Below are 17,567 nucleotides of genomic sequence, written 5' to 3'. Positions count from 1 at the left end.
GCATGTCCCGCATCCTGTCGGCCGTCGCGTGGCCCTACGCGAACGGCCCCCGCCACATCGGTCACGTCGCCGGCTTCGGCATCCCCTCGGACGTCTTCAGCCGGTACATGCGGATGGCGGGCCACGACGTGCTCATGGTCTCGGGCACGGACGAGCACGGGACGCCGATCCTCGTGCAGGCCGACAAGGAGGGCGTCAGCGCCCAGGAGCTCGCGGACCGGTACAACCGCGTCATCGTCGAGGACCTCACCGCGCTGGGGCTGTCGTACGACCTGTTCACGCGCACCACGACCCGCAACCACTACGCCGTCGTGCAGGAGATGTTCCGCACGGTGCACAGGAACGGGTACATGGTCGAGCGGACCACGAAGGGCGCGGTCAGCCCGTCGACGGGCCGCACGCTGCCGGACCGCTACATCGAGGGCACGTGCCCGATCTGCGGGTACGACGGCGCGCGCGGCGACCAGTGCGACAACTGCGGCAACCAGCTGGACGCGATCGAGCTCATCAACCCGGTGAGCAAGATCAACGGCGAGACGCCGCGGTTCGTCGAGTCCGACCACTTCTTCCTCGACCTGCCGGCGTTCGTCGACGCGCTGGGCGACTGGCTGCGCACGCGCGACGGGTGGCGCCCCAACGTCCTGAAGTTCTCGCTCAACCTGCTCGACGACGTGCGTCCGCGCGCCATGACGCGCGACATCGACTGGGGCATCCCGGTGCCGCTCGAGGGCTGGGAGGACAACCCCACGAAGCGCCTGTACGTGTGGTTCGACGCGGTCATCGGCTACCTGTCCGCGTCGATCGAGTGGGCGCGGCGCAGCGGCGACCCCGACGCGTGGCGCCAGTGGTGGAACGACCCCGAGGCCCTGTCGTACTACTTCATGGGCAAGGACAACATCACGTTCCACTCGCAGATCTGGCCCGCCGAGCTGCTGGGGTACGACGGCAAGGGGTCGAAGGGCGGGGCGCCCGGCGCGTACGGGTCGCTCAACCTGCCGACCGAGGTCGTCTCGAGCGAGTTCCTCAACGTCGAGGGCAAGCAGTTCTCGACGTCGCGCGGTGTCGTGATCCTGGTCCGCGACATGCTCGCGCGCTACCAGCCGGACGCGCTGCGCTACTACATCTCGGTGGCCGGCCCGGAGATGCAGGACGTCGACTTCACGTGGGCGGAGTTCAAGCGCCGCACGAACGACGAGCTGGTCGCCGGCTGGGGCAACCTCGTCAACCGGACCGCGAGCATGGTGCACAAGAACTTCGGCGCGATCCCGACGCCGGGCGCGCTGCTGCCCGTCGACGAGGCGCTGAACGCGCAGATCGCGGCGGCGTTCGGGCGGGTCGGCGAGCTGGTCGGCGCCCACCGGCAGCGGCAGGCGCTGCAGGAGGCGATGCGCGTCGTGACCGAGGCCAACCGGTACGTCTCCGAGACCGAGCCGTGGAAGCTCAAGACGGACCCGGACCGTCTGGCGACCGTCCTGCACACGACGACGCAGGCCGTCAGCGACCTCAACACCCTGCTCGCGCCGTTCCTCCCGCACGCGGCCCAGCAGGTGCACGAGGCGCTCGGCGGCACGGGGACGTTCTCGCCGCAGCCGCGCGTCGAGGAGGTCACGGACCTCGACGACGACAGCCGTCACTACCCCGTCATCACCGGGGACTACACGGCGGTGCGCGGCACGTGGCAGCCGAGGGCGGTCGTGCCGGGGACGCCGATCGAGAAGCCCACGCCGATCTTCACCAAGCTCGACGACGCGATCGTCGAGGAGGAGCTCGAGCGGCTCCGGCAGTCCTGAGGCATGGCCCGCAAGCGCCGTGAGACGGGGTGGCCGCCGCTGCCCGAGGCCCTGCCCCTGCCCGCCGTCGACAACCACACGCACCTGGACGCGGTGGTCGGCTGGCGGGCGGGCGGCTGGGACTCGGACGGCGCCGCGCCCGGCGACGGGACGGTCGCGACCCCCGACCTCGCCGCGCACCTGACGCGCGCGGCGGCGGTCGGGGTGCCGCGCATGGTGCAGGTCGGGTGCGACCTCGACGCCGTCGGGTGGACCGACGCCGCGGTGCGGGCGCACCCCGCCCTGCTCGGGGCCGTGGCGATCCACCCGAACGAGGCCGTGCTGCACGCGGGGGTCCGCGAGGTCGCCCCCGACGGGCTCGACCCGGACCCGCAGCCGCGGCACGCCGTCCCGCTCGACGAGGCGCTCGCCGCCGTGGCCGAGGTCGCGCGCGGCAACCCGCGGGTGCGGGCGATCGGCGAGACGGGCCTCGACCACTTCCGTGCCGGGGAGCGGGGGCGCGCGGTGCAGCGCGAGGCGTTCCGGGCGCACGTCGCGCTCGCCAAGGAGCTCGGGCTGGCGCTGCAGATCCACGACCGGGACGCGCACGACGAGGTGGTCGACGTGCTGCGACGTGACGGCGCGCCCGAGCGCACGGTGTTCCACTGCTTCTCCGGCGGGCCGGACCTGGCCGAGGTGTGCGCGACCGAGGGCTGGTACTGCTCGTTCGCCGGGCCGGTGTCGTTCCCCGCCAACGAGGACCTGCGCGCCGCCCTGCGGGTGCTGCCGGCGTCCCTGGTGCTCGTCGAGACCGACGCGCCGTACCTCACCGTGCACCCGTTCCGGGGACGGCCGAACTCCCCGTACCTGCTGCCGGGCACGGTCCGTGCGGTCGCCGCGGCCACCGGCAGGCCCCTCGAGGACGTGTGTGCGCAGGTCAGCGCCGCGACGGTCGAGGTCTACGGCGTGTGGTGACCACGGCAGCCGCACCCCGCCCACTGGTGGCGGGGGTCACAGGTCGGTTACGGTCTGTGCGGCGCCTGTCGGTGCGTGCGGTCAAGCGCGCGTGCCCGGGTGCCGATGAGCACCTCAGGGCAGCGTCCCTCCCGCCGACCCGAAGGACACCGTGACCGCCTCCGAGCAGGCGCCGGGCCGCCGCGCCACCCGCGCGCGCGACCGGGCCGCACGCACCGCCGCGCAGGCGGTCGTGCTCGCCCTCGTCGCGGGCGGCACCAGCGCCTTCGCGGCGATGCACAAGGACGTGACCGTCGACGTGGACGGGACCGAGGTGCAGGTGCAGACCTTCGGCCGCACGGTCGCCGACGTGCTGTCGGCCGGGCGCATCGAGGTGGCCGAGGGTGACCTCGTCGCCCCGGGCCTCGACCAGGCGGTGGGCCGCACCGGCCAGGTCGTCGTGCGGCACGGCCGGGAGATCGAGGTCGAGGTCGACGGGCAGCAGCGCACGGTCTGGACGACCGCGCTGACCGTGGGCGAGGCGGTCGAGGAGCTGGGGCTGCGCGAGGGCGTGCGGCTGTCCGCCTCGCGCTCCGCGACCGTGGGGCGCGACGTGCTGCGCGTCTCGACGCAGAAGACCGTGCACCTCGTGGTCGACGGCCAGGTCATCGACGGCGTGACCAGCGGCTCGACCGTGCGGGACGCGCTGCGGGAGATCGGTCTGGTCCTCGAGGAGGCCGACCAGGTGTCCGTGCCCCTGGACGCGGCGGCGGTCGACGGGCTCGTCGTGCTGGTCACGCGGGCGGCGACCTCGGGGGAGACCGTCACCGAGGCCGTGCCGTTCGCGGAGGTGGAGGTCGAGGACCCCACGCTGGTGACGGGCAACAAGGTCGTCAAGACGAAGGGCCGCGCCGGTCAGCGGACGACGACGTACTCGCTCGACGTGGTCGGCGGCGTCGTCGTCGGCCGCACGGCGCTCGCCTCGGTGGTCACCGTCGCGCCGGTCGACCAGGTCGTCCGGGTCGGCACCGCCACGCTGCCCGACCCCGCGTCGGTCGCGGTCGAGCCGGGGACGGCGCAGGCGATGGGCAAGGAGATGGCCGCGGCGCGCGGCTGGGGCGACGACCAGTTCGCCTGCCTGCTGTCGCTGTGGAACAAGGAGAGCGGCTGGCGCTGGAACGCCGAGAACAAGTCCTCGGGCGCCTACGGCATCCCGCAGTCGCTGCCCGGCTCGAAGATGGCCTCGGTCGCCGACGACTGGCGCACGAACCCCGCGACGCAGATCACGTGGGGGCTGAACTACATCGCCGGTCGGTACGGCAACCCCTGCGGCGCGTGGGCGCACTCGCAGGCCAAGAACTGGTACTGACCTCGCCGGACGTCCTGGCAGCGGCGCGTCGCGGACGACGCGCCGCCGCCGGCGTGACGTTCGTCTCGTCGTGCGGGGGTTGGATCTGACGTCACGATTCCGTTACGGTCGCGTGTCGCTATTGCACGGACGGTGATCCGCCGCCGTGCCGGTGACTCCCGGCGGTCGCTCACGCGGCCGCCGCGACCGCCGGATCGGGGATCCCTCCGTGGCGGACGCGCACGGTGCCCGCACCTCGCGACGTCCCGCCGCTCCCCGTGCCCGGGCTCGACGACGGCTGGAGCCTCGTGCAGTTCTCGACCCGCCACACCGGTCCGACCCCGTCGGCGTCCCACGCCGCCGCCACCCCGCACCCCGACGCCGGACCGGAGCCGGGTCCCTCGACCGGGCCGTCGCGCCGCCGCTGGCCGCTCGTCGCCGCCGGCACCGCCGTGCTCGTCGTCGCCGCGGGCGGCACTGCCTACGCCCAGGCCCACAAGTCCGTCGCGCTCGACGTCAACGGCGAGGTCACCCGCGTCACCACCTTCGCCGGGTCCGTCGACGGGCTGCTCGCGGCCCACGACATCGAGGTCGGCGACCGCGACACCGTGTCCCACAGCGGGGTCCTCGAGGACGGCGCCGAGATCGTCGTGCGGCACGCGACGGCGCTCCTCGTCGCGATCGACGGCGACCGGCAGGTCGTGTGGACCACGGCCCTGAGCGCCGACGAGGCGCTGGACACCCTCGCCGACCGCGCCGGGACCGTCGCGCTGGTCGCGTCGCGGTCCGCCGACCGCGCCGAGCTGCCGCTGGACCTCGCGCTGGACGGCCGCGCGGAGGTCGTCGTGGACGGCACCGTGCTCGACGTCCCGGACGCCGACGCGACCGTCGGCACGGTCCTCGACGAGCTGGCCGTCACCCTGCAGCCGCTGGACCGCGTGCTCGTCCAGCGCAGCGCCACGGGCGTGGTGCAGGTCGTCGTGCAGCGCGTCGTCGTGCAGGACGTCGCGACGACGTCCGAGGTGCCGTTCACGTCCCGCACCGAGGACGACGCGACCCGCTTCACCGGTCAGCAGGCCGTCGCGCAGGCCGGCGTCCCCGGCGTGCGGACCGTCGTCGAGCGCGTCACCACGGTCGACGGCGTCGAGGAGACCCGTGAGCCGGCCAGCGACGGCATCACCCAGGCCCCCGTCGAGGAGGTCGTCAAGGTCGGCACCAAGGCGCGCCCGGTCGCACCCGCGCCCGCTCGTGCAGCCGCGTCGACCGGCTCGTCCGCCGCGGCGGGCCCGATCGCCGCGGGCGGCGACGCCGACTCCCTGAACTGGGCCGCGCTGGCCAAGTGCGAGTCCGGCGGCCGGGTGGACGTCGTGTCGTCGACCGGCAAGTACCACGGGCTGTACCAGTTCTCCGTCGCGACGTGGCAGAGCGTCGGCGGCGCCGGCCTGCCCTCGCAGGCCTCGGCCGAGGAGCAGACCGCCCGCGCGAAGATGCTCTACAACCGCTCGGGTGCCGGGCAGTGGCCGCACTGCGGCAAGAACCTCTTCAGCTGACGCACCACGCAGGGCCGGACCGACCGCCGAGGTCGGTCCGGCCCTCCGTGCTCCCCGAAGTCCCCACCCCCACCCCCACCCGCACCCCCACCCGCACCCCCACACCCACCCCCGGTCGTGAGAGAGCAATCCGGCTCGCGGCCGCCGGTGAGGAGCGGCCCGCCGGGGCCGTAGGCTCGGTGGCCATGTCGGAGATCAGCCTGCTCGGCCCCGCGCAGATCCGGGCGCTCGCGCAGCGCGCCGGCATCCGCCCGACCAAGACGCTGGGCCAGAACTTCGTCATCGACGCGGGCACCGTCCGCAAGATCGTCCGGCAGGCCGACGTCACCCCCGGCGAGCGGGTGGTGGAGGTCGGTCCGGGCCTCGGCTCGCTGACGCTCGGCCTGCTCGAGGCGGGGGCCGACGTCGTCGCCGTGGAGATCGACCCCGTCCTGGCGCGCCTGCTGCCCGGCACGGTCGCCGCCCACGTCCCCGGTCTGGCTGTCGACCCCGCGGGGACCTCCGAGGGCGCGGACGCCCGCACCGTGGTCCTGCGCGACGGCGACGGCCGGGCGCGCCTGACGATCGTCACGCAGGACGCCCTGACGGTCACCGAGCTGCCCGGCCCGGCACCGACCGCGCTGGTGGCCAACCTGCCGTACAACGTGTCCGTCCCCGTGCTCCTGACGTTCCTCGAGCGGTTCGACGCACTGCAGCGCGGGCTCGTGATGGTCCAGGCGGAGGTCGCCGACCGCCTGGTCGCCCCGCCGGGCAGCCGCACCTACGGCGTCCCCTCCGCCAAGGTCGCGTGGTACGCCGCGGCCCGGCGCACCGCCACGGTCGGGCGTGCCGTGTTCTGGCCCGCGCCGCACGTCGACTCCGCGCTCGTGCGCCTCGACCGGCGCGCCGAGCCCGCGACGACGGTGACGCGGCAGGACGTGTTCGCGGTCGTCGACGCCGCGTTCGCCCAGCGCCGCAAGATGCTCCGCTCGGCCCTGGCCGGCGTCGCCGGGTCGTCCGCGCTGGCCGAGGACGCCGTGCGTGCGGCCGGGCTGGACCCGCAGGTCCGCGGCGAGCAGGTGGACGTCGTGGGGTTCGCGCGGATCGCCGAGGCGCTCGGCGCCGCACGGCCGGTGCCGCCGGGACCTGGCACAGTGGCACCGTGACGTCGACCCCCCTGGACGAGCTCCCCGAGCGCGCCGTGCGCGTGCGCGCCCCCGGCAAGGTCAACCTCTCGCTGCGCGTCGGACCCCGCGCCCGGGACGGCTACCACCCGGTCTCGACGGTGTTCCAGGCGGTCTCGGTGTACGAGGAGGTCGTCGCGACACCCGCCGAGGTCTTCGGTGTCAGCGCGAGCGGCCCGCAGTCCGAGGCGGTCCCCACCGACGACTCCAACCTGGCGCTGCGGGCGGCGCACGCCGTCGCCCGGCGCGCCGGGGTCGACGACGCCGTGCACCTGCACCTCGTCAAGGGCGTCCCCGTCGCCGGGGGCATGGCCGGCGGGTCGGCCGACGCCGCGGCGGCGCTCGTCGCGTGCGACGCGCTGTGGGGCACCGGCCTGTCGCGCGACGACCTGCTGGAGCTCGCCGCCGAGCTCGGCTCCGACGTGCCGTTCTCGCTCGTCGGCCACACGGCCGTCGGCCAGGGCCGCGGGCACCTGCTGACGCCGGCGCTGAGCCGCGGCGAGTTCCACTGGGCGTTCGCCGTCCAGGACCGGGGGCTGTCGACCGCCGCGGTGTACGCCGCGTACGACGACCTGGCCCACCCGGACGTCGAGCCCCTCGACGACGAGCACGACGTGCCGCTCATGCAGGCGCTGCTCGCCGGCGACGCGGCCGCCCTGGGGGCCGCGCTGCACAACGACCTCGAGACCGCCGCCCTCGAGCTCGACCCCGGCCTGACCGAGCCGCTGGCGATCGCCACCGACGCCGGTGCCCTCGGCGTCGTCGTGTCCGGCTCCGGCCCGACCGTCGCCGCCCTGGCCCGCAGCCGCAAGCACGCGCTCGCCGTCGCCGCAGCCTTCACCGCCTCGGGCGTCGCGGACCGGGTGCTCACCGCCACCGGTCCGGTCGCGGGCGCCCGGGTCGTCGCGGGGGAGTGAGCATGGGGGTGGCCACCGTGGGCGGCCGGGTCCGGGCGGCCGACGTCGTGCGGGGCGAGGACGCCGTGCGCGCCGTCGCCACCGACCCCGACGAGCCGGGCTGGGTGCGCCCCGCGCCCGGGGACGACGCGCTGCGCTGGGACCTGCTGCTCGCGGGGGCGCTCTACCTGGGCGCGCTGCTGTCGATGGTGCTCATGCGGGTCGCCGGGATCTACGACGACCCGGCGCCGGGCTGGGCGTCCGCGCTGCTGCTCGCCGCCGTGACCCTCCCGCTCGCCGCACGGCGGCGGTGGCCGAGCGTCGTGCTGGGCGTCGTGGCCGCGGCGTTCATCGTCAGCCAGGTGCTCTTCGTCCCCGAGACGCTCGTGGCGAACATCGCGCTGTTCTGCGCGATGTACACGGTCGGCGCCTGGGAGACCGAGCGTCGTCGCGCCACGACGGTCCGCGGCGTCGTCGTGGTCGCGATGATCGTGTGGTTGTTCGTCGCGCTGTTCTGGGCGGCCACCGACCCCGAGATCTCCGAGGACCTGCCGGACCAGGCGGGGGTGTTCTCGCCCTTCGTCTCGTTCACGCTGCTGCAGCTGCTGACCAACGTCCTGTACTTCGCGGGCTCCTGGTTCTTCGGCGAGCACGCGTGGCGGTCGGCGCGCGAGCGTGCCCGCACCGCGTGGCGGACGCACCTGCTCGTCCTCGAGCGGCGGCGCGCGGAGGAGCAGGCCGTGGCGATCGAGCGGCTGCGCCTGGCGCGCGAGCTGCACGACGCGGTCGCGCACCACGTCTCCCTCATGGGGGTGCAGGCGGCGGCGGCGCGGACCGTGCTCGCGTCGGACCCCGTCCGCGCGGCGGACGCGCTGGGCCACGTGGAGGACGCCGCGCGCGACGCGGTCCGCGAGCTGCACGGGATCCTCGGGATGCTCCGCGACGGCGGGGACGACCCCGGGGCCGACCCGGTCGTCGCGCTCTCGGGCGAGGCCCTGGCGTCGCTGGACGTCGGGGGGCTGCCCGACCTCGTCGAGCGGGCGCGCGCCGCCGGCCTGCACGTCACCTACCAGGAGGTCGGCGAGCCGCGGCGGCTGCGTCCCCTGGCGTCGCTCAACCTGTACCGCATCGCGCAGGAGGCCCTGACCAACACCCGCAAGCACGCCGGCGAGGGGGCCCGCACGGACGTGCGGCTGCGCTGGCTGCCCGAGGAGGTCGAGCTCGAGGTGTCCGACGACGGCGGGACGGTCCGCAGGGTCGGCGCGGTCCCGTCCACGGGCCTGGGGATCGTCGGCATGCGGGAGCGGGCCGCGGCCGAGGGCGGCACGTTCGAGGCGGCGCGGCGGCGGTCCGGCGGGTTCGTGGTGCGGGTGCGGCTGCCGCTGGTGGCACCCGGGAGCGCGGGCGGCACGGGGGCCGCGACGACGGGCGAGCGGACGGAGGCGCAGGCGTGACGGGAACCGTGCGGGTCGTGCTGGTGGACGACCAGGCGCTGCTGCGGGCGGGGATCGGCACGATCCTGTCGGCGCACCCGGATATCGAGGTCGTCGGCGAGGCGGGCACGGGGGCGCAGGCGCTCGAGGTCGTGCGCGCGACCCGTCCCGACGTGGTCTGCATGGACGTGCAGATGCCGGACATGGACGGCCTGGAGGCGACCCGCCGCATCGTGGCCGACCCCGACCTGCTCGCCGCGGTCGTCGTGCTCACGACGTTCAACCGCGAGGACTACCTCGTGGAGGCGCTGCGCGCCGGGGCGGTGGGCTACCTGCTGAAGACCTCACGTCCCGAGCAGCTCACGGACGCGGTGCTCAGTGCCGCGGCCGGCGAGGGGCTGCTGTCACCGGAGGTGACGCGGGCCGTCATCGCCCGTGCGGTGGCCGAGCGTGCCCCGGCCCGGCTCGCGCCGCAGCCCGTCGTCCCGCTCACCGACCGCGAGCAGGAGGTGCTGACGCTGGTGGCCCGCGGGCTCAACAACGACGAGATCGCGGCGGAGCTCGTCGTCAGCCGGGCGACCGTCAAGACCCACGTCTCCAACCTCCTGGCCAAGCTCGGGCTGCGCGACCGCGTCCAGGCCGTGGTGTACGCGCACGAGCACGGCCTGGCGGGCTGACGCCGTCTCCGTCCCGGGACGGAGACGCAGGATCGGCCGGGGGCCCGAGGTCCCGCGGTCGCTCGCCGTCTAGCGTCGTGCCCAGGACGTCCGGGGCTCCCCGGACGCGGGACGCGGCAGGGAGGCACCATGCTCGAGCTGCACGGGATCAGCCGGTCGTTCGGCGACCGGCTCGTGCTCGACGACGTGAGCTTCACGGTCGGGCGCGGGCGGCTGACGGGGTTCGTCGGCGGCAACGGCGCCGGCAAGACGACGACGATGCGGATCATCCTCGGGGTGCTGGCGCCGCACGCGGGCCAGGTCACGATCGACGGCGCACCGGTCGTCGGCGGGCAGCGCGCCCGCTTCGGCTACATGCCCGAGGAGCGCGGGCTGTACCCGAAGATGCAGCTCGTCGAGCACCTGACGTACCTGGCACGGCTGCACGGCTTCGACAAGCAGGGCGCGACGACGCGCGCCGAGGCGCTCGTCGAGCGTCTGGGGCTGACGGCGCGCGCCAAGGACCCGGTGGAGAGCCTGTCGCTGGGCAACCAGCAGCGCGCCCAGGTCGCCGCGGCCCTCGTGCACGACCCCGAGATCCTCGTGCTCGACGAGCCGTTCTCGGGCCTGGACCCCCTGGCCGTCGAGGTCGTGCAGGGCGTCCTCGCCGAGCGGGCCGCGCAGGGCGCCCCGGTGCTGTTCTCGTCGCACCAGCTGGACGTCGTGGAGCGGCTGTGCGACGACCTCGTCATCATCGCCGGCGGCGAGGTCCGCGCCACCGGCACGCGCGAGGAGCTGCGCACCCGGTACGGCACGGCGCGCCACGAGATCGTCGCCGACGGCGACATGGGCTGGCTGCGCGACGTGCCGCAGGTGCGCGTCGACGAGCTGGCGGGCGGCTCCGCGGTGTTCGAGGCCCCGCAGGACGTCGCCCAGCACGTGCTGACCGCGGCGCTCGCCCGCGGTCCCGTGCACGCCTTCACCCCGCTGCGGCCCACGCTCGCGGAGATCTTCCGCGACGTCGTCGCCGACGAGCCCGACCTGGAAGAGGTGGCCCGATGAACGCCCGCCCCCCGGCCCCGACGCCGCCCTCGCTGGGCCGTGCGGCGCTGCTCGTCGCCGAGCGCGAGGTCACCTCGCAGGTGCGGACCAGGTCGTTCCTCGTCTCGACCGCGATCCTGCTGGTCGGCGTGCTCGCGGCGATCGTCGTCAGCTCGCTGCTGGCGGGCCGCGAGGGCGACGACGCGCCCGTGGCGGTCGTGGCGTCGGTCGCCGGTCAGGTCCCCACGACGGACGGCATGGCCCTGGTCGACGTGCCGGACGCGGACGCGGCCGAGCAGGCCGTGCGCGCGGGGGACGTCGACGCCGCGGTGGTCCCGGGCAGCGGGCCGCTGGGCGTCGAGGTGGTCGCGATGGACAGCGCCCCGCAGGTGCTGCTCGACGCGCTCACCGAGCGGCCGGAGGTCGTGCTGCTCGACCCGGCGGCCGCCGAGGGCGGCGTCCGGTACATCGTGACGTTCGCGTTCGGGCTCGTGTTCATGATGTCGGCCATCGGGTTCGGCGCGACCATCGCGCAGAACACGGTCACGGAGAAGCAGACGAGGATCGTGGAGATCCTGCTGTCGGCGGTCCCGGCGCGGGCGCTGCTCGCCGGCAAGATCCTCGGCAACTCGGCGCTCGCGCTGGGCCAGACCGCGGCGATCGCGGCGGTGTCGGTGCTGGCGCTGGTGGTGACCGGGCAGGACGACCTGCTGACGATGATCGGGATGCCGGTCGTGTGGTTCGTCGTGTTCTTCGCGCTCGGGTTCGTGCTGCTGGCCGCGGTGTTCGCCGCCAGCGCGTCGCTCGTCTCGCGCATCGAGGACACGGGCGTCGTGCTGCAGCCCGCGATGTGGCTGACGATGCTGCCGTACTTCCTCGTCGTGTTCTTCAACGACAACGCCGCGGTGCTCACGGCGATGTCGTACGTGCCGTTCAGCGCCCCGGTCGGCATGCCGGTGCGCCTGTTCCTGGGGGAGGCCGCGTGGTGGGAGCCGCTGCTCTCGCTCGCGGTGCTCGGGGCGTCGTGCGCCGTCGTCATCGCGTTCGCGGCCCGCATCTACGAGCGGTCGGTGCTGCGCATGGGCGCGCGCGTCAAGGTGACCGAGGTGCTGCGCGCCGGCACCGCCGACTGACGGCGGGGGTGCCGCGGGGCGGCGCACGGTCCGTCGAGCGGTCCCACGTGTGGCAGGGTCGTCGGTGCGCGGGCCGTAGCCCGCGCACCGACGACCAGGAGATGCACCGATGACCGACGTGATCTCGTCCCGCTCGGACCCGCAGGTCCAGCGGATCGACGACCTCGTGCGCCGCCCCCGCGCCGCCACCCGCACCCTGCTCGTGGAGGACCCCGAGCCGCTCGCGCACGCGCTGACCGCCGGCGTCGAGGTGCTCGGGGTGTACGCGGTCGAGGGCAGCGACGTCGGCCCCGAGCTGGGCGCGGCCGCGGCCTCGCGCGGCATCACGGTGCAGGAGGTGACGGTCGCGCTGTGGAACGAGCTGTTCCGCGGTGACCGCAAGCCGGACGTGGTCGGGGTGGCCAAGGCTCCCCGTCCTGCGGTGCTGGCCGACCTCGCCGAGCGCACCGGCGACGTCGTCGTGCTCGACGGCGTGCGGATCGTGGGCAACATCGGCGCCGCGGTGCGCACGGCCTACGCGCTGGGTGCGGCGGGCGTCGTGCTCGTCGACAGCGACCTGCCGCACCCGCTGGACCGGCGGGTCGTGCGCGCCAGCCGCGGCTACGTGTTCTCGCTGCCCGTGGTGCTCGCGTCGCGCGAGGAGGCCGTCGCCGGCCTGCGGGAGCTGGACCTGCCGAGCGTGGCGTTCGACGCGGGCGGCGAGCTCGTGACGGCGGACCTCGCCGGTCTCGCCCAGCGGCTCCTGCTGGTGTTCGGCAGCGAGAAGCGCGGCGCGTCGGCGGAGCTGACGGCGGGCGCCCGGACGGTGTCGATCCCGATGCGCTCGGCGGCCGAGTCGTTGAACGTGTCGGTGGCGGTGGGCATCGCGCTGGGGGCGCGCGCGGCGCGCAACCTCGCGTCCTGACGCGGCGCCGCGGCCTTGACGGGCCGGCGGGGCGAGGCAATAGTTAGGCGACCGCTTAACTATTGCCTCGCGCGCCACCCCCGGAGGTCCCCATGAGCACGACCGCGACACCCCGCTCCGTCGTCCACGCGACCTTCGTCGTCGAGCGCACCCTCGACGCGCCCGTCGCCCGGGTCTGGCAGGCCTTCGCCGACCCCGCGCAGAAGCACGAGTGGTTCGGCACCAGCGAGCAGTGGAGGACCGTCGAGGACACCGACGACCTCCGCGTCGGCGGCACCGCCGTCAGCGAGGGCGAGTTCCACGGGGGCCCCGTCAGCCGGTACGTCGCGACCTACACCGACGTCGTCGACGAGCAGCGCATCGTCCTCACCTACGACATGTGGCTCGACGGCACCCACATCTCCACGTCGCTGGCCACCTACGAGCTCACCCCGGACGGGGAGACCCGGACCTCCCTGCGGTACACCGAGCAGGCCGCCCACCTCGACGGCCTCGACGACCCCGCGGGTCGTAAGGAGGGCATGCGCGGCGTCGTCGACACCCTGGCCGCGTACCTGGCAGGCTGAGCCACCTCATGGCCCACCTGCTCGGCGCCGACGGCGTCCACCTCACCCTCGGCACCCGCACCCTCCTCGACGGGGTCAGCCTCGGCGTCGACGACGGCCAGCGCATCGGCGTCGTCGGCCCGAACGGCGCGGGCAAGTCCACGCTGCTGCGCGTCCTGTCCGGACGCCAGGACCCCGACGCGGGGCGCGTCACCCGCGTCGGCGGGTCGCGGGTCGCCCTGCTCGACCAGCGGGACGAGCTGATGGCCGGCACCGTCCTGGACGCCGTGCACGGCGACGCCGACGCCCACGAGTGGGCGTCGGACGCCCGGATCCGCGCCGTGCACGCCGGGCTGCTCGCGGACGTCGGGCTCGACGCGCGGCTGGCCGAGCTGTCCGGCGGCCAGCGCCGGCGGGTGGCGCTCGCCGCGCTGCTCGTGCGCGACGACGAGATCCTCGTCCTCGACGAGCCGACGAACCACCTCGACGTCGAGGGCGTCGCGTGGCTCGCCGGGTACCTCGTCGACCGGTACGCCCGCGGGGGTGGCGCGCTCGTCGTCGTCACGCACGACCGGTGGTTCCTCGACGCCGTGTGCACCCGCACGTGGGAGGTCCACGACGGCGTCGTCGACCAGTACGAGGGCGGGTACGCCGCGTACGTCCTCGCGCGGGCCGAGCGCGCCCAGCAGGCGGCCACGGTCGAGAGCAAGCGGCAGAACCTCCTGCGCAAGGAGCTCGCGTGGCTGCGCCGCGGGGCCCCCGCACGCACGTCGAAGCCCAAGTTCCGGATCGACGCCGCGACCGCCCTCATCGCGGACGAGCCGCCGCCGCGCGACTCCCTCGCGCTCGCCCGCACCGCGACGGCCCGGCTCGGCAAGGACGTGCTCGACCTCGAGGACGTCACGTACACCCTGCCCGACGGGCGCGTCCTGCTCGACGACGTCACGTGGCGGCTCGGGCCGGGCGACCGGTACGGCGTCGTCGGCGTCAACGGCGCCGGCAAGACGACGCTGCTGCGCCTGCTCACCGGCAACGCCGTCCCCACGTCCGGACGCGTCCGGCGCGGCAAGACCGTGCGCGTCGCGGAGCTGCGCCAGGACGTCGAGGACCTCGACGAGGTCGCCGGCCTGAGCGTCGTCGAGGCCGTGGAGCGCGAGAAGCGCACCGTCGTCGTCGGGGGCAAGGAGCTCACCGCCGCCCAGCTCGTCGAGCGGCTCGGGTTCACGCGCGAGCGCGCCCGCACCCTGGTCCGCGAGCTGTCCGGCGGGGAGCGCCGCCGCCTGCAGCTGCTGCGGCTGCTCGTCGCCGAGCCCAACGTCCTGCTGCTCGACGAGCCCACCAACGACCTGGACACCGACACGCTGGCCGCCGTCGAGGACCTGCTGGACGGCTGGCCGGGCACCCTGGTCGTCGTCTCGCACGACCGGTACCTGCTCGAGCGGGTGTGCGACCGGCAGGTCGCCCTGCTCGGCGACGGGCAGGTGCGGGACCTGCCCGGCGGGGTCGAGGAGTACCTGGCGCTGCGCGGGGCGGCGCTGACGTCGAGCGGCGCCAACAGCACGTCGGCCGTGGGGACCGCCGCCGCGGCGTCGGCCGCCGCCGGCGGCACGGGCGGGACCGGCGCCGCGGCCGCCCCGGGCCCGTCCGCGGCCGAGGTGCGCGTCGCCCGCAAGGAGGTGCAGCGGATCGAGCGTCGCCTCGAGCGGATCAGCGCGCTCGAGGCCGACCTGCACACCCGCATGGCCGCGCAGGCGACCGACCACCAGGCGGTCACCGCGCTCGACACCGAGCTGCGCGCGCTCGCGGCCGAGCGCGAGGAGCTCGAGGTCGCCTGGCTCGAGGCCGCCGAGACCGTGGGCTGAACCGTGGGCGCCGGAGCAGCGGGCGCGGGCGACGAGCTCGACAGGGTGTTCCACGCGCTGTCCGACGCGACCCGGCGGGCCGTCGTCGAGCGGCTGGCGCAGGGGCCGGCGTCGGTCAGCACGCTCGCGGAGCCGTTCGCGATGTCCCTGCCCGCCGTCGTGCAGCACCTCGGCGTGCTGGAGCGCGCGGGCGTCGTCGTCTCGGAGAAGACGGGTCGGGTCCGCACCTACCGCCTCGTGCCCGACGGCACCGCGGACGCCCGCACGTGGCTGGACCGCCACCGCCTGGCCCCCGAGCGCCGGCTGGACCGGCTCACCGAGCACGTCCGGGGCGGCTGACCCCGCGCACGGCCCGGCCACCGCCGCGAGCGGTGGGTCAGGTCGCGTCGAACAGCGTCAGCACGTCGCGCAGCAGCTCGGCCAGACGCTCGCGGTCCGCCTCCGGCAGGTCCCCGACGAGGTGGCGCTCGACGTCGAGGAGGTCGGCGAACGCCTCGTCGACGCGGCGCAGCCCGGCCGGGGTCAGCTGCACCAGGACGCCGCGGCGGTCGTCCGGCGAGGGCCGCCGCTCGACGAGGCCGTGCTCGGCGAGGCGGTCGATGCGGTTGGTCATGGTGCCGCTCGTCACGAGCGTCTGCGTGAGCAGCGCGCCCGGCGACAGCCGGTACGGCTCCCCGGCCCGGCGCAGCGCGGCCAGCACGTCGAACTCCCACGTCTCGAGCCCGTGCCGGGCGAACGCGCCGCGGCGTGCCAGGTCGAGGTGCCGGGCGAGCCGGCTGACGCGCGAGAGCACGGTGAGGGGCCGCACGTCCAGGTCCGGTCGCTCGCGCTGCCAGGCCGCGACGATGCGGTCCACCTCGTCGCGGGGCGGACCGCCGGTTCCGGTCTCGGCCATGGTCGAGACATTAGTCGACGTCAAGACGTCCCCGGGGTGCGCCGACGGCGCCGCCGCGCCGCGCGCGTCACCGGTGGCCTGCGGCGATGCCGCCCGTGGCGTCGCGACGGGTGAGATCCGCCGCGGTCCCCCGGCCGGCCCGGAGGTGGCGATAATGTGCGGCGTGTCAGGCGCGGTCCAGGGGACGGCCCGGGCCGGCAGCACCTGAGTCGGAGGAGCACCGTGGGATTCATCAAGGCATTCGCCGGGGCGCTCGGCGGCACGCTCGCCGACCAGTGGAAGGACTTCCTCACACCGCCCGACGGCCTGCCGCCGACCGCCGCGATCTTCCCCGCCGTCCCGCGCGGGCAGAACGCCGGCCGGGGGTCGAACACCAAGGCGTCCCAGAACATCATCACCAACGGCAGCCGGATCGTGGTGCCGGAGGGTGTCGCGCTGCTGACGTTCCAGGACGGCCAGCTCACGGGCCTGGTCGCCGAGCCCGGCGGGTACGAGTTCCGGTCGGACGACCCGAACTCGCGGTCCGTCTTCGCCGGCGACGGCATCCTCGCCTCGACCGTGCAGACGTCGTGGGAGCGGTTCAAGTTCGGCGGGCAGCCCGGCTCGCAGCAGCTCGCGTTCTACGTGAACCTCAAGGAGATCCCGAACAACCGGTTCGGCACCCAGTCGGAGATCTACTGGGACGACGCCTACCTCAACGCCCAGGTCGGCGCGGTCACGCGCGGCACCTACACGCTGCGGATCGTCGACCCCGTGCTGCTGGTCAAGGGGTTCGTCCCGCTGACGTACCTGTCGCCCGGCGGCCCCGTCTTCGACTTCTCCGACCTGGACAACCCCGCCGCCGGCCAGCTGTTCACCGAGGTCGTCGCCTCCCTGGCCGGCGCGTTCTCGCGCTACACGAACGACCCGGCGCAGGGCAACCGCATCACGCGGATCCAGAGCGACTCGGTCGGGTTCGGGCTCGCGCTCGCGGGCGCCGTCGAGGAGGGCTTCTACTGGACCTCGCAGCGCGGCCTGACGATCGGCAAGGTCGCGATCGCCGCGATCGAGTACGACGAGGACACGCGTGCGCTGCTCAGCGACGTCAAGAAGGCCGACGCGCTCGGTGGGGCCCGGGGCAACTCGTTCCTCCAGCAGTCCGTCGCGCGCGGCATGCAGGGCGCGGGCGAGGGTGGCGGAGGCGCCGCCAACATGGCGGTGCTCGGCCTGGGCCTCAACGCGGCGAGCGGCGCGGCCGGTGCGCTGCAGCAGCCGACGGCCCCCGCACCCGCCCCGCAGGCGGCACCCGCGGACGCGCCGGCCCCCGCGGCCGACGACACCGTCGCCCGCCTGACGCAGCTCAAGACGCTCTTCGACCAGGGCCTCATCACGCAGGCCGACTACGACGCCGCCAAGGCGAAGGCGCTCGGCCTGTAGGC

At 75.0% G+C, this 17,567-nt stretch carries 16 protein-coding genes; 15 read left to right on the top strand and 1 reads right to left on the bottom strand.

The features are described from left to right. Positions 1–2: 2 nt before the first annotated feature. The 14 genes from metG (at position 3) to Cph01nite_RS02245 (ending at position 15,593) form a co-directional block, all read left to right on the top strand. Positions 3–1,790 carry a methionine--tRNA ligase gene (metG, locus tag Cph01nite_RS02310; protein ID WP_203670757.1) on the top strand — a complete coding sequence of 596 codons (1,788 nt, stop codon included), beginning with the start codon at positions 3–5 and terminating at the stop codon, positions 1,788–1,790. Positions 1,791–1,793: 3 nt separating this feature from the next. Next, on the top strand, positions 1,794–2,744 hold the full coding sequence (locus Cph01nite_RS02305) for a TatD family hydrolase (RefSeq protein ID WP_203670756.1): 951 nt from the start codon (positions 1,794–1,796) through the stop codon (positions 2,742–2,744). 151 nt (positions 2,745–2,895) lie between these two features. After that, positions 2,896–4,092: a resuscitation-promoting factor gene (locus Cph01nite_RS02300; RefSeq protein WP_203670755.1), complete on the top strand. Its 1,197-nt coding sequence runs from the start codon at positions 2,896–2,898 to the stop codon at positions 4,090–4,092. Between the two features lie 224 nt (positions 4,093–4,316). After that, the gene (locus tag Cph01nite_RS02295; protein WP_203670754.1) at positions 4,317–5,621 is read left to right on the top strand and encodes a resuscitation-promoting factor; all 1,305 of its coding nucleotides are present in this window, start codon (positions 4,317–4,319) and stop codon (positions 5,619–5,621) included. 185 nt (positions 5,622–5,806) lie between these two features. Next, a complete protein-coding gene (locus tag Cph01nite_RS02290) occupies positions 5,807–6,766 on the top strand; it encodes a ribosomal RNA small subunit methyltransferase A (protein ID WP_203670753.1) in 960 nt (319 codons plus the stop codon). Continuing rightward, a complete protein-coding gene (locus Cph01nite_RS02285) occupies positions 6,763–7,701 on the top strand; it encodes a 4-(cytidine 5'-diphospho)-2-C-methyl-D-erythritol kinase (protein WP_203670752.1) in 939 nt (312 codons plus the stop codon). Before Cph01nite_RS02290 ends, Cph01nite_RS02285 begins: the two co-directional genes overlap by 4 nt. Positions 7,702–7,703: 2 nt before the next feature. After that, positions 7,704–9,134: a sensor histidine kinase gene (locus Cph01nite_RS02280; RefSeq protein WP_203670751.1), complete on the top strand. Its 1,431-nt coding sequence runs from the start codon at positions 7,704–7,706 to the stop codon at positions 9,132–9,134. After that, complete coding sequence (locus Cph01nite_RS02275; RefSeq protein WP_203670750.1) at positions 9,131–9,790, top strand: response regulator; 660 nt, start codon at positions 9,131–9,133, stop codon at positions 9,788–9,790. Before Cph01nite_RS02280 ends, Cph01nite_RS02275 begins: the two co-directional genes overlap by 4 nt. Positions 9,791–9,919: 129 nt before the next feature. Beyond that, positions 9,920–10,831 carry an ABC transporter ATP-binding protein gene (locus tag Cph01nite_RS02270; protein WP_203670749.1) on the top strand — a complete coding sequence of 304 codons (912 nt, stop codon included), beginning with the start codon at positions 9,920–9,922 and terminating at the stop codon, positions 10,829–10,831. Continuing rightward, positions 10,828–11,943, top strand: a complete 1,116-nt coding sequence (locus Cph01nite_RS02265) for an ABC transporter permease (protein ID WP_203670748.1) — start codon at positions 10,828–10,830, stop codon at positions 11,941–11,943. Before Cph01nite_RS02270 ends, Cph01nite_RS02265 begins: the two co-directional genes overlap by 4 nt. A gap of 109 nt (positions 11,944–12,052) precedes the next feature. Continuing rightward, positions 12,053–12,847 (top strand): TrmH family RNA methyltransferase, encoded by a 795-nt coding sequence (locus tag Cph01nite_RS02260; protein ID WP_203670747.1) that lies wholly within the window; start codon positions 12,053–12,055, stop codon positions 12,845–12,847. Positions 12,848–12,939: 92 nt separating this feature from the next. Continuing rightward, positions 12,940–13,413, top strand: coding sequence for an SRPBCC domain-containing protein (locus Cph01nite_RS02255; protein WP_203670746.1), 474 nt, complete (start codon positions 12,940–12,942; stop codon positions 13,411–13,413). An 8-nt stretch (positions 13,414–13,421) separates the two neighbouring features. After that, entirely contained in the window at positions 13,422–15,254 is a 1,833-nt protein-coding gene (locus Cph01nite_RS02250) for an ABC-F family ATP-binding cassette domain-containing protein (protein ID WP_203670745.1), read from the top strand. 3 nt (positions 15,255–15,257) lie between these two features. Beyond that, positions 15,258–15,593 carry an ArsR/SmtB family transcription factor gene (locus tag Cph01nite_RS02245; protein ID WP_203670744.1) on the top strand — a complete coding sequence of 112 codons (336 nt, stop codon included), beginning with the start codon at positions 15,258–15,260 and terminating at the stop codon, positions 15,591–15,593. A gap of 37 nt (positions 15,594–15,630) precedes the next feature. Here the strand turns inward: Cph01nite_RS02245 and Cph01nite_RS02240 are convergent, their stop codons facing one another. Next, a complete protein-coding gene (locus Cph01nite_RS02240) occupies positions 15,631–16,149 on the bottom strand; it encodes a MarR family winged helix-turn-helix transcriptional regulator (protein WP_203670743.1) in 519 nt (172 codons plus the stop codon). A gap of 222 nt (positions 16,150–16,371) precedes the next feature. On the opposite strand from Cph01nite_RS02240, the gene Cph01nite_RS02235 reads away from it, so the two are divergent. Further along, a complete protein-coding gene (locus tag Cph01nite_RS02235) occupies positions 16,372–17,565 on the top strand; it encodes an SHOCT domain-containing protein (RefSeq protein ID WP_203670742.1) in 1,194 nt (397 codons plus the stop codon). Positions 17,566–17,567 lie beyond the last annotated feature (2 nt).

Origin of the sequence: Cellulomonas phragmiteti, from assembly GCF_016862775.1 — a bacterium.
GTDB classification, from domain to species: domain Bacteria; phylum Actinomycetota; class Actinomycetes; order Actinomycetales; family Cellulomonadaceae; genus Cellulomonas; species Cellulomonas phragmiteti.
The sequence above is the reverse complement of the archived record's forward strand: the minus strand, read 5'-3'. Positions and strand labels throughout refer to the sequence as shown.

Coding starts and splice junctions, on each gene's coding strand:
- metG (WP_203670757.1), top strand. CDS start 3: ATGTCCCGCATCCTGTCGGCCGTCGCGTGGCCCTACGCGAACGGCCCC.
- Cph01nite_RS02260 (WP_203670747.1), top strand. CDS start 12,053: ATGACCGACGTGATCTCGTCCCGCTCGGACCCGCAGGTCCAGCGGATC.
- Cph01nite_RS02270 (WP_203670749.1), top strand. CDS start 9,920: ATGCTCGAGCTGCACGGGATCAGCCGGTCGTTCGGCGACCGGCTCGTG.
- Cph01nite_RS02240 (WP_203670743.1), bottom strand. CDS start 16,149: ATGGCCGAGACCGGAACCGGCGGTCCGCCCCGCGACGAGGTGGACCGC.
- Cph01nite_RS02265 (WP_203670748.1), top strand. CDS start 10,828: ATGAACGCCCGCCCCCCGGCCCCGACGCCGCCCTCGCTGGGCCGTGCG.
- Cph01nite_RS02305 (WP_203670756.1), top strand. CDS start 1,794: ATGGCCCGCAAGCGCCGTGAGACGGGGTGGCCGCCGCTGCCCGAGGCC.
- Cph01nite_RS02280 (WP_203670751.1), top strand. CDS start 7,704: ATGGGGGTGGCCACCGTGGGCGGCCGGGTCCGGGCGGCCGACGTCGTG.
- Cph01nite_RS02250 (WP_203670745.1), top strand. CDS start 13,422: ATGGCCCACCTGCTCGGCGCCGACGGCGTCCACCTCACCCTCGGCACC.
- Cph01nite_RS02255 (WP_203670746.1), top strand. CDS start 12,940: ATGAGCACGACCGCGACACCCCGCTCCGTCGTCCACGCGACCTTCGTC.
- Cph01nite_RS02290 (WP_203670753.1), top strand. CDS start 5,807: ATGTCGGAGATCAGCCTGCTCGGCCCCGCGCAGATCCGGGCGCTCGCG.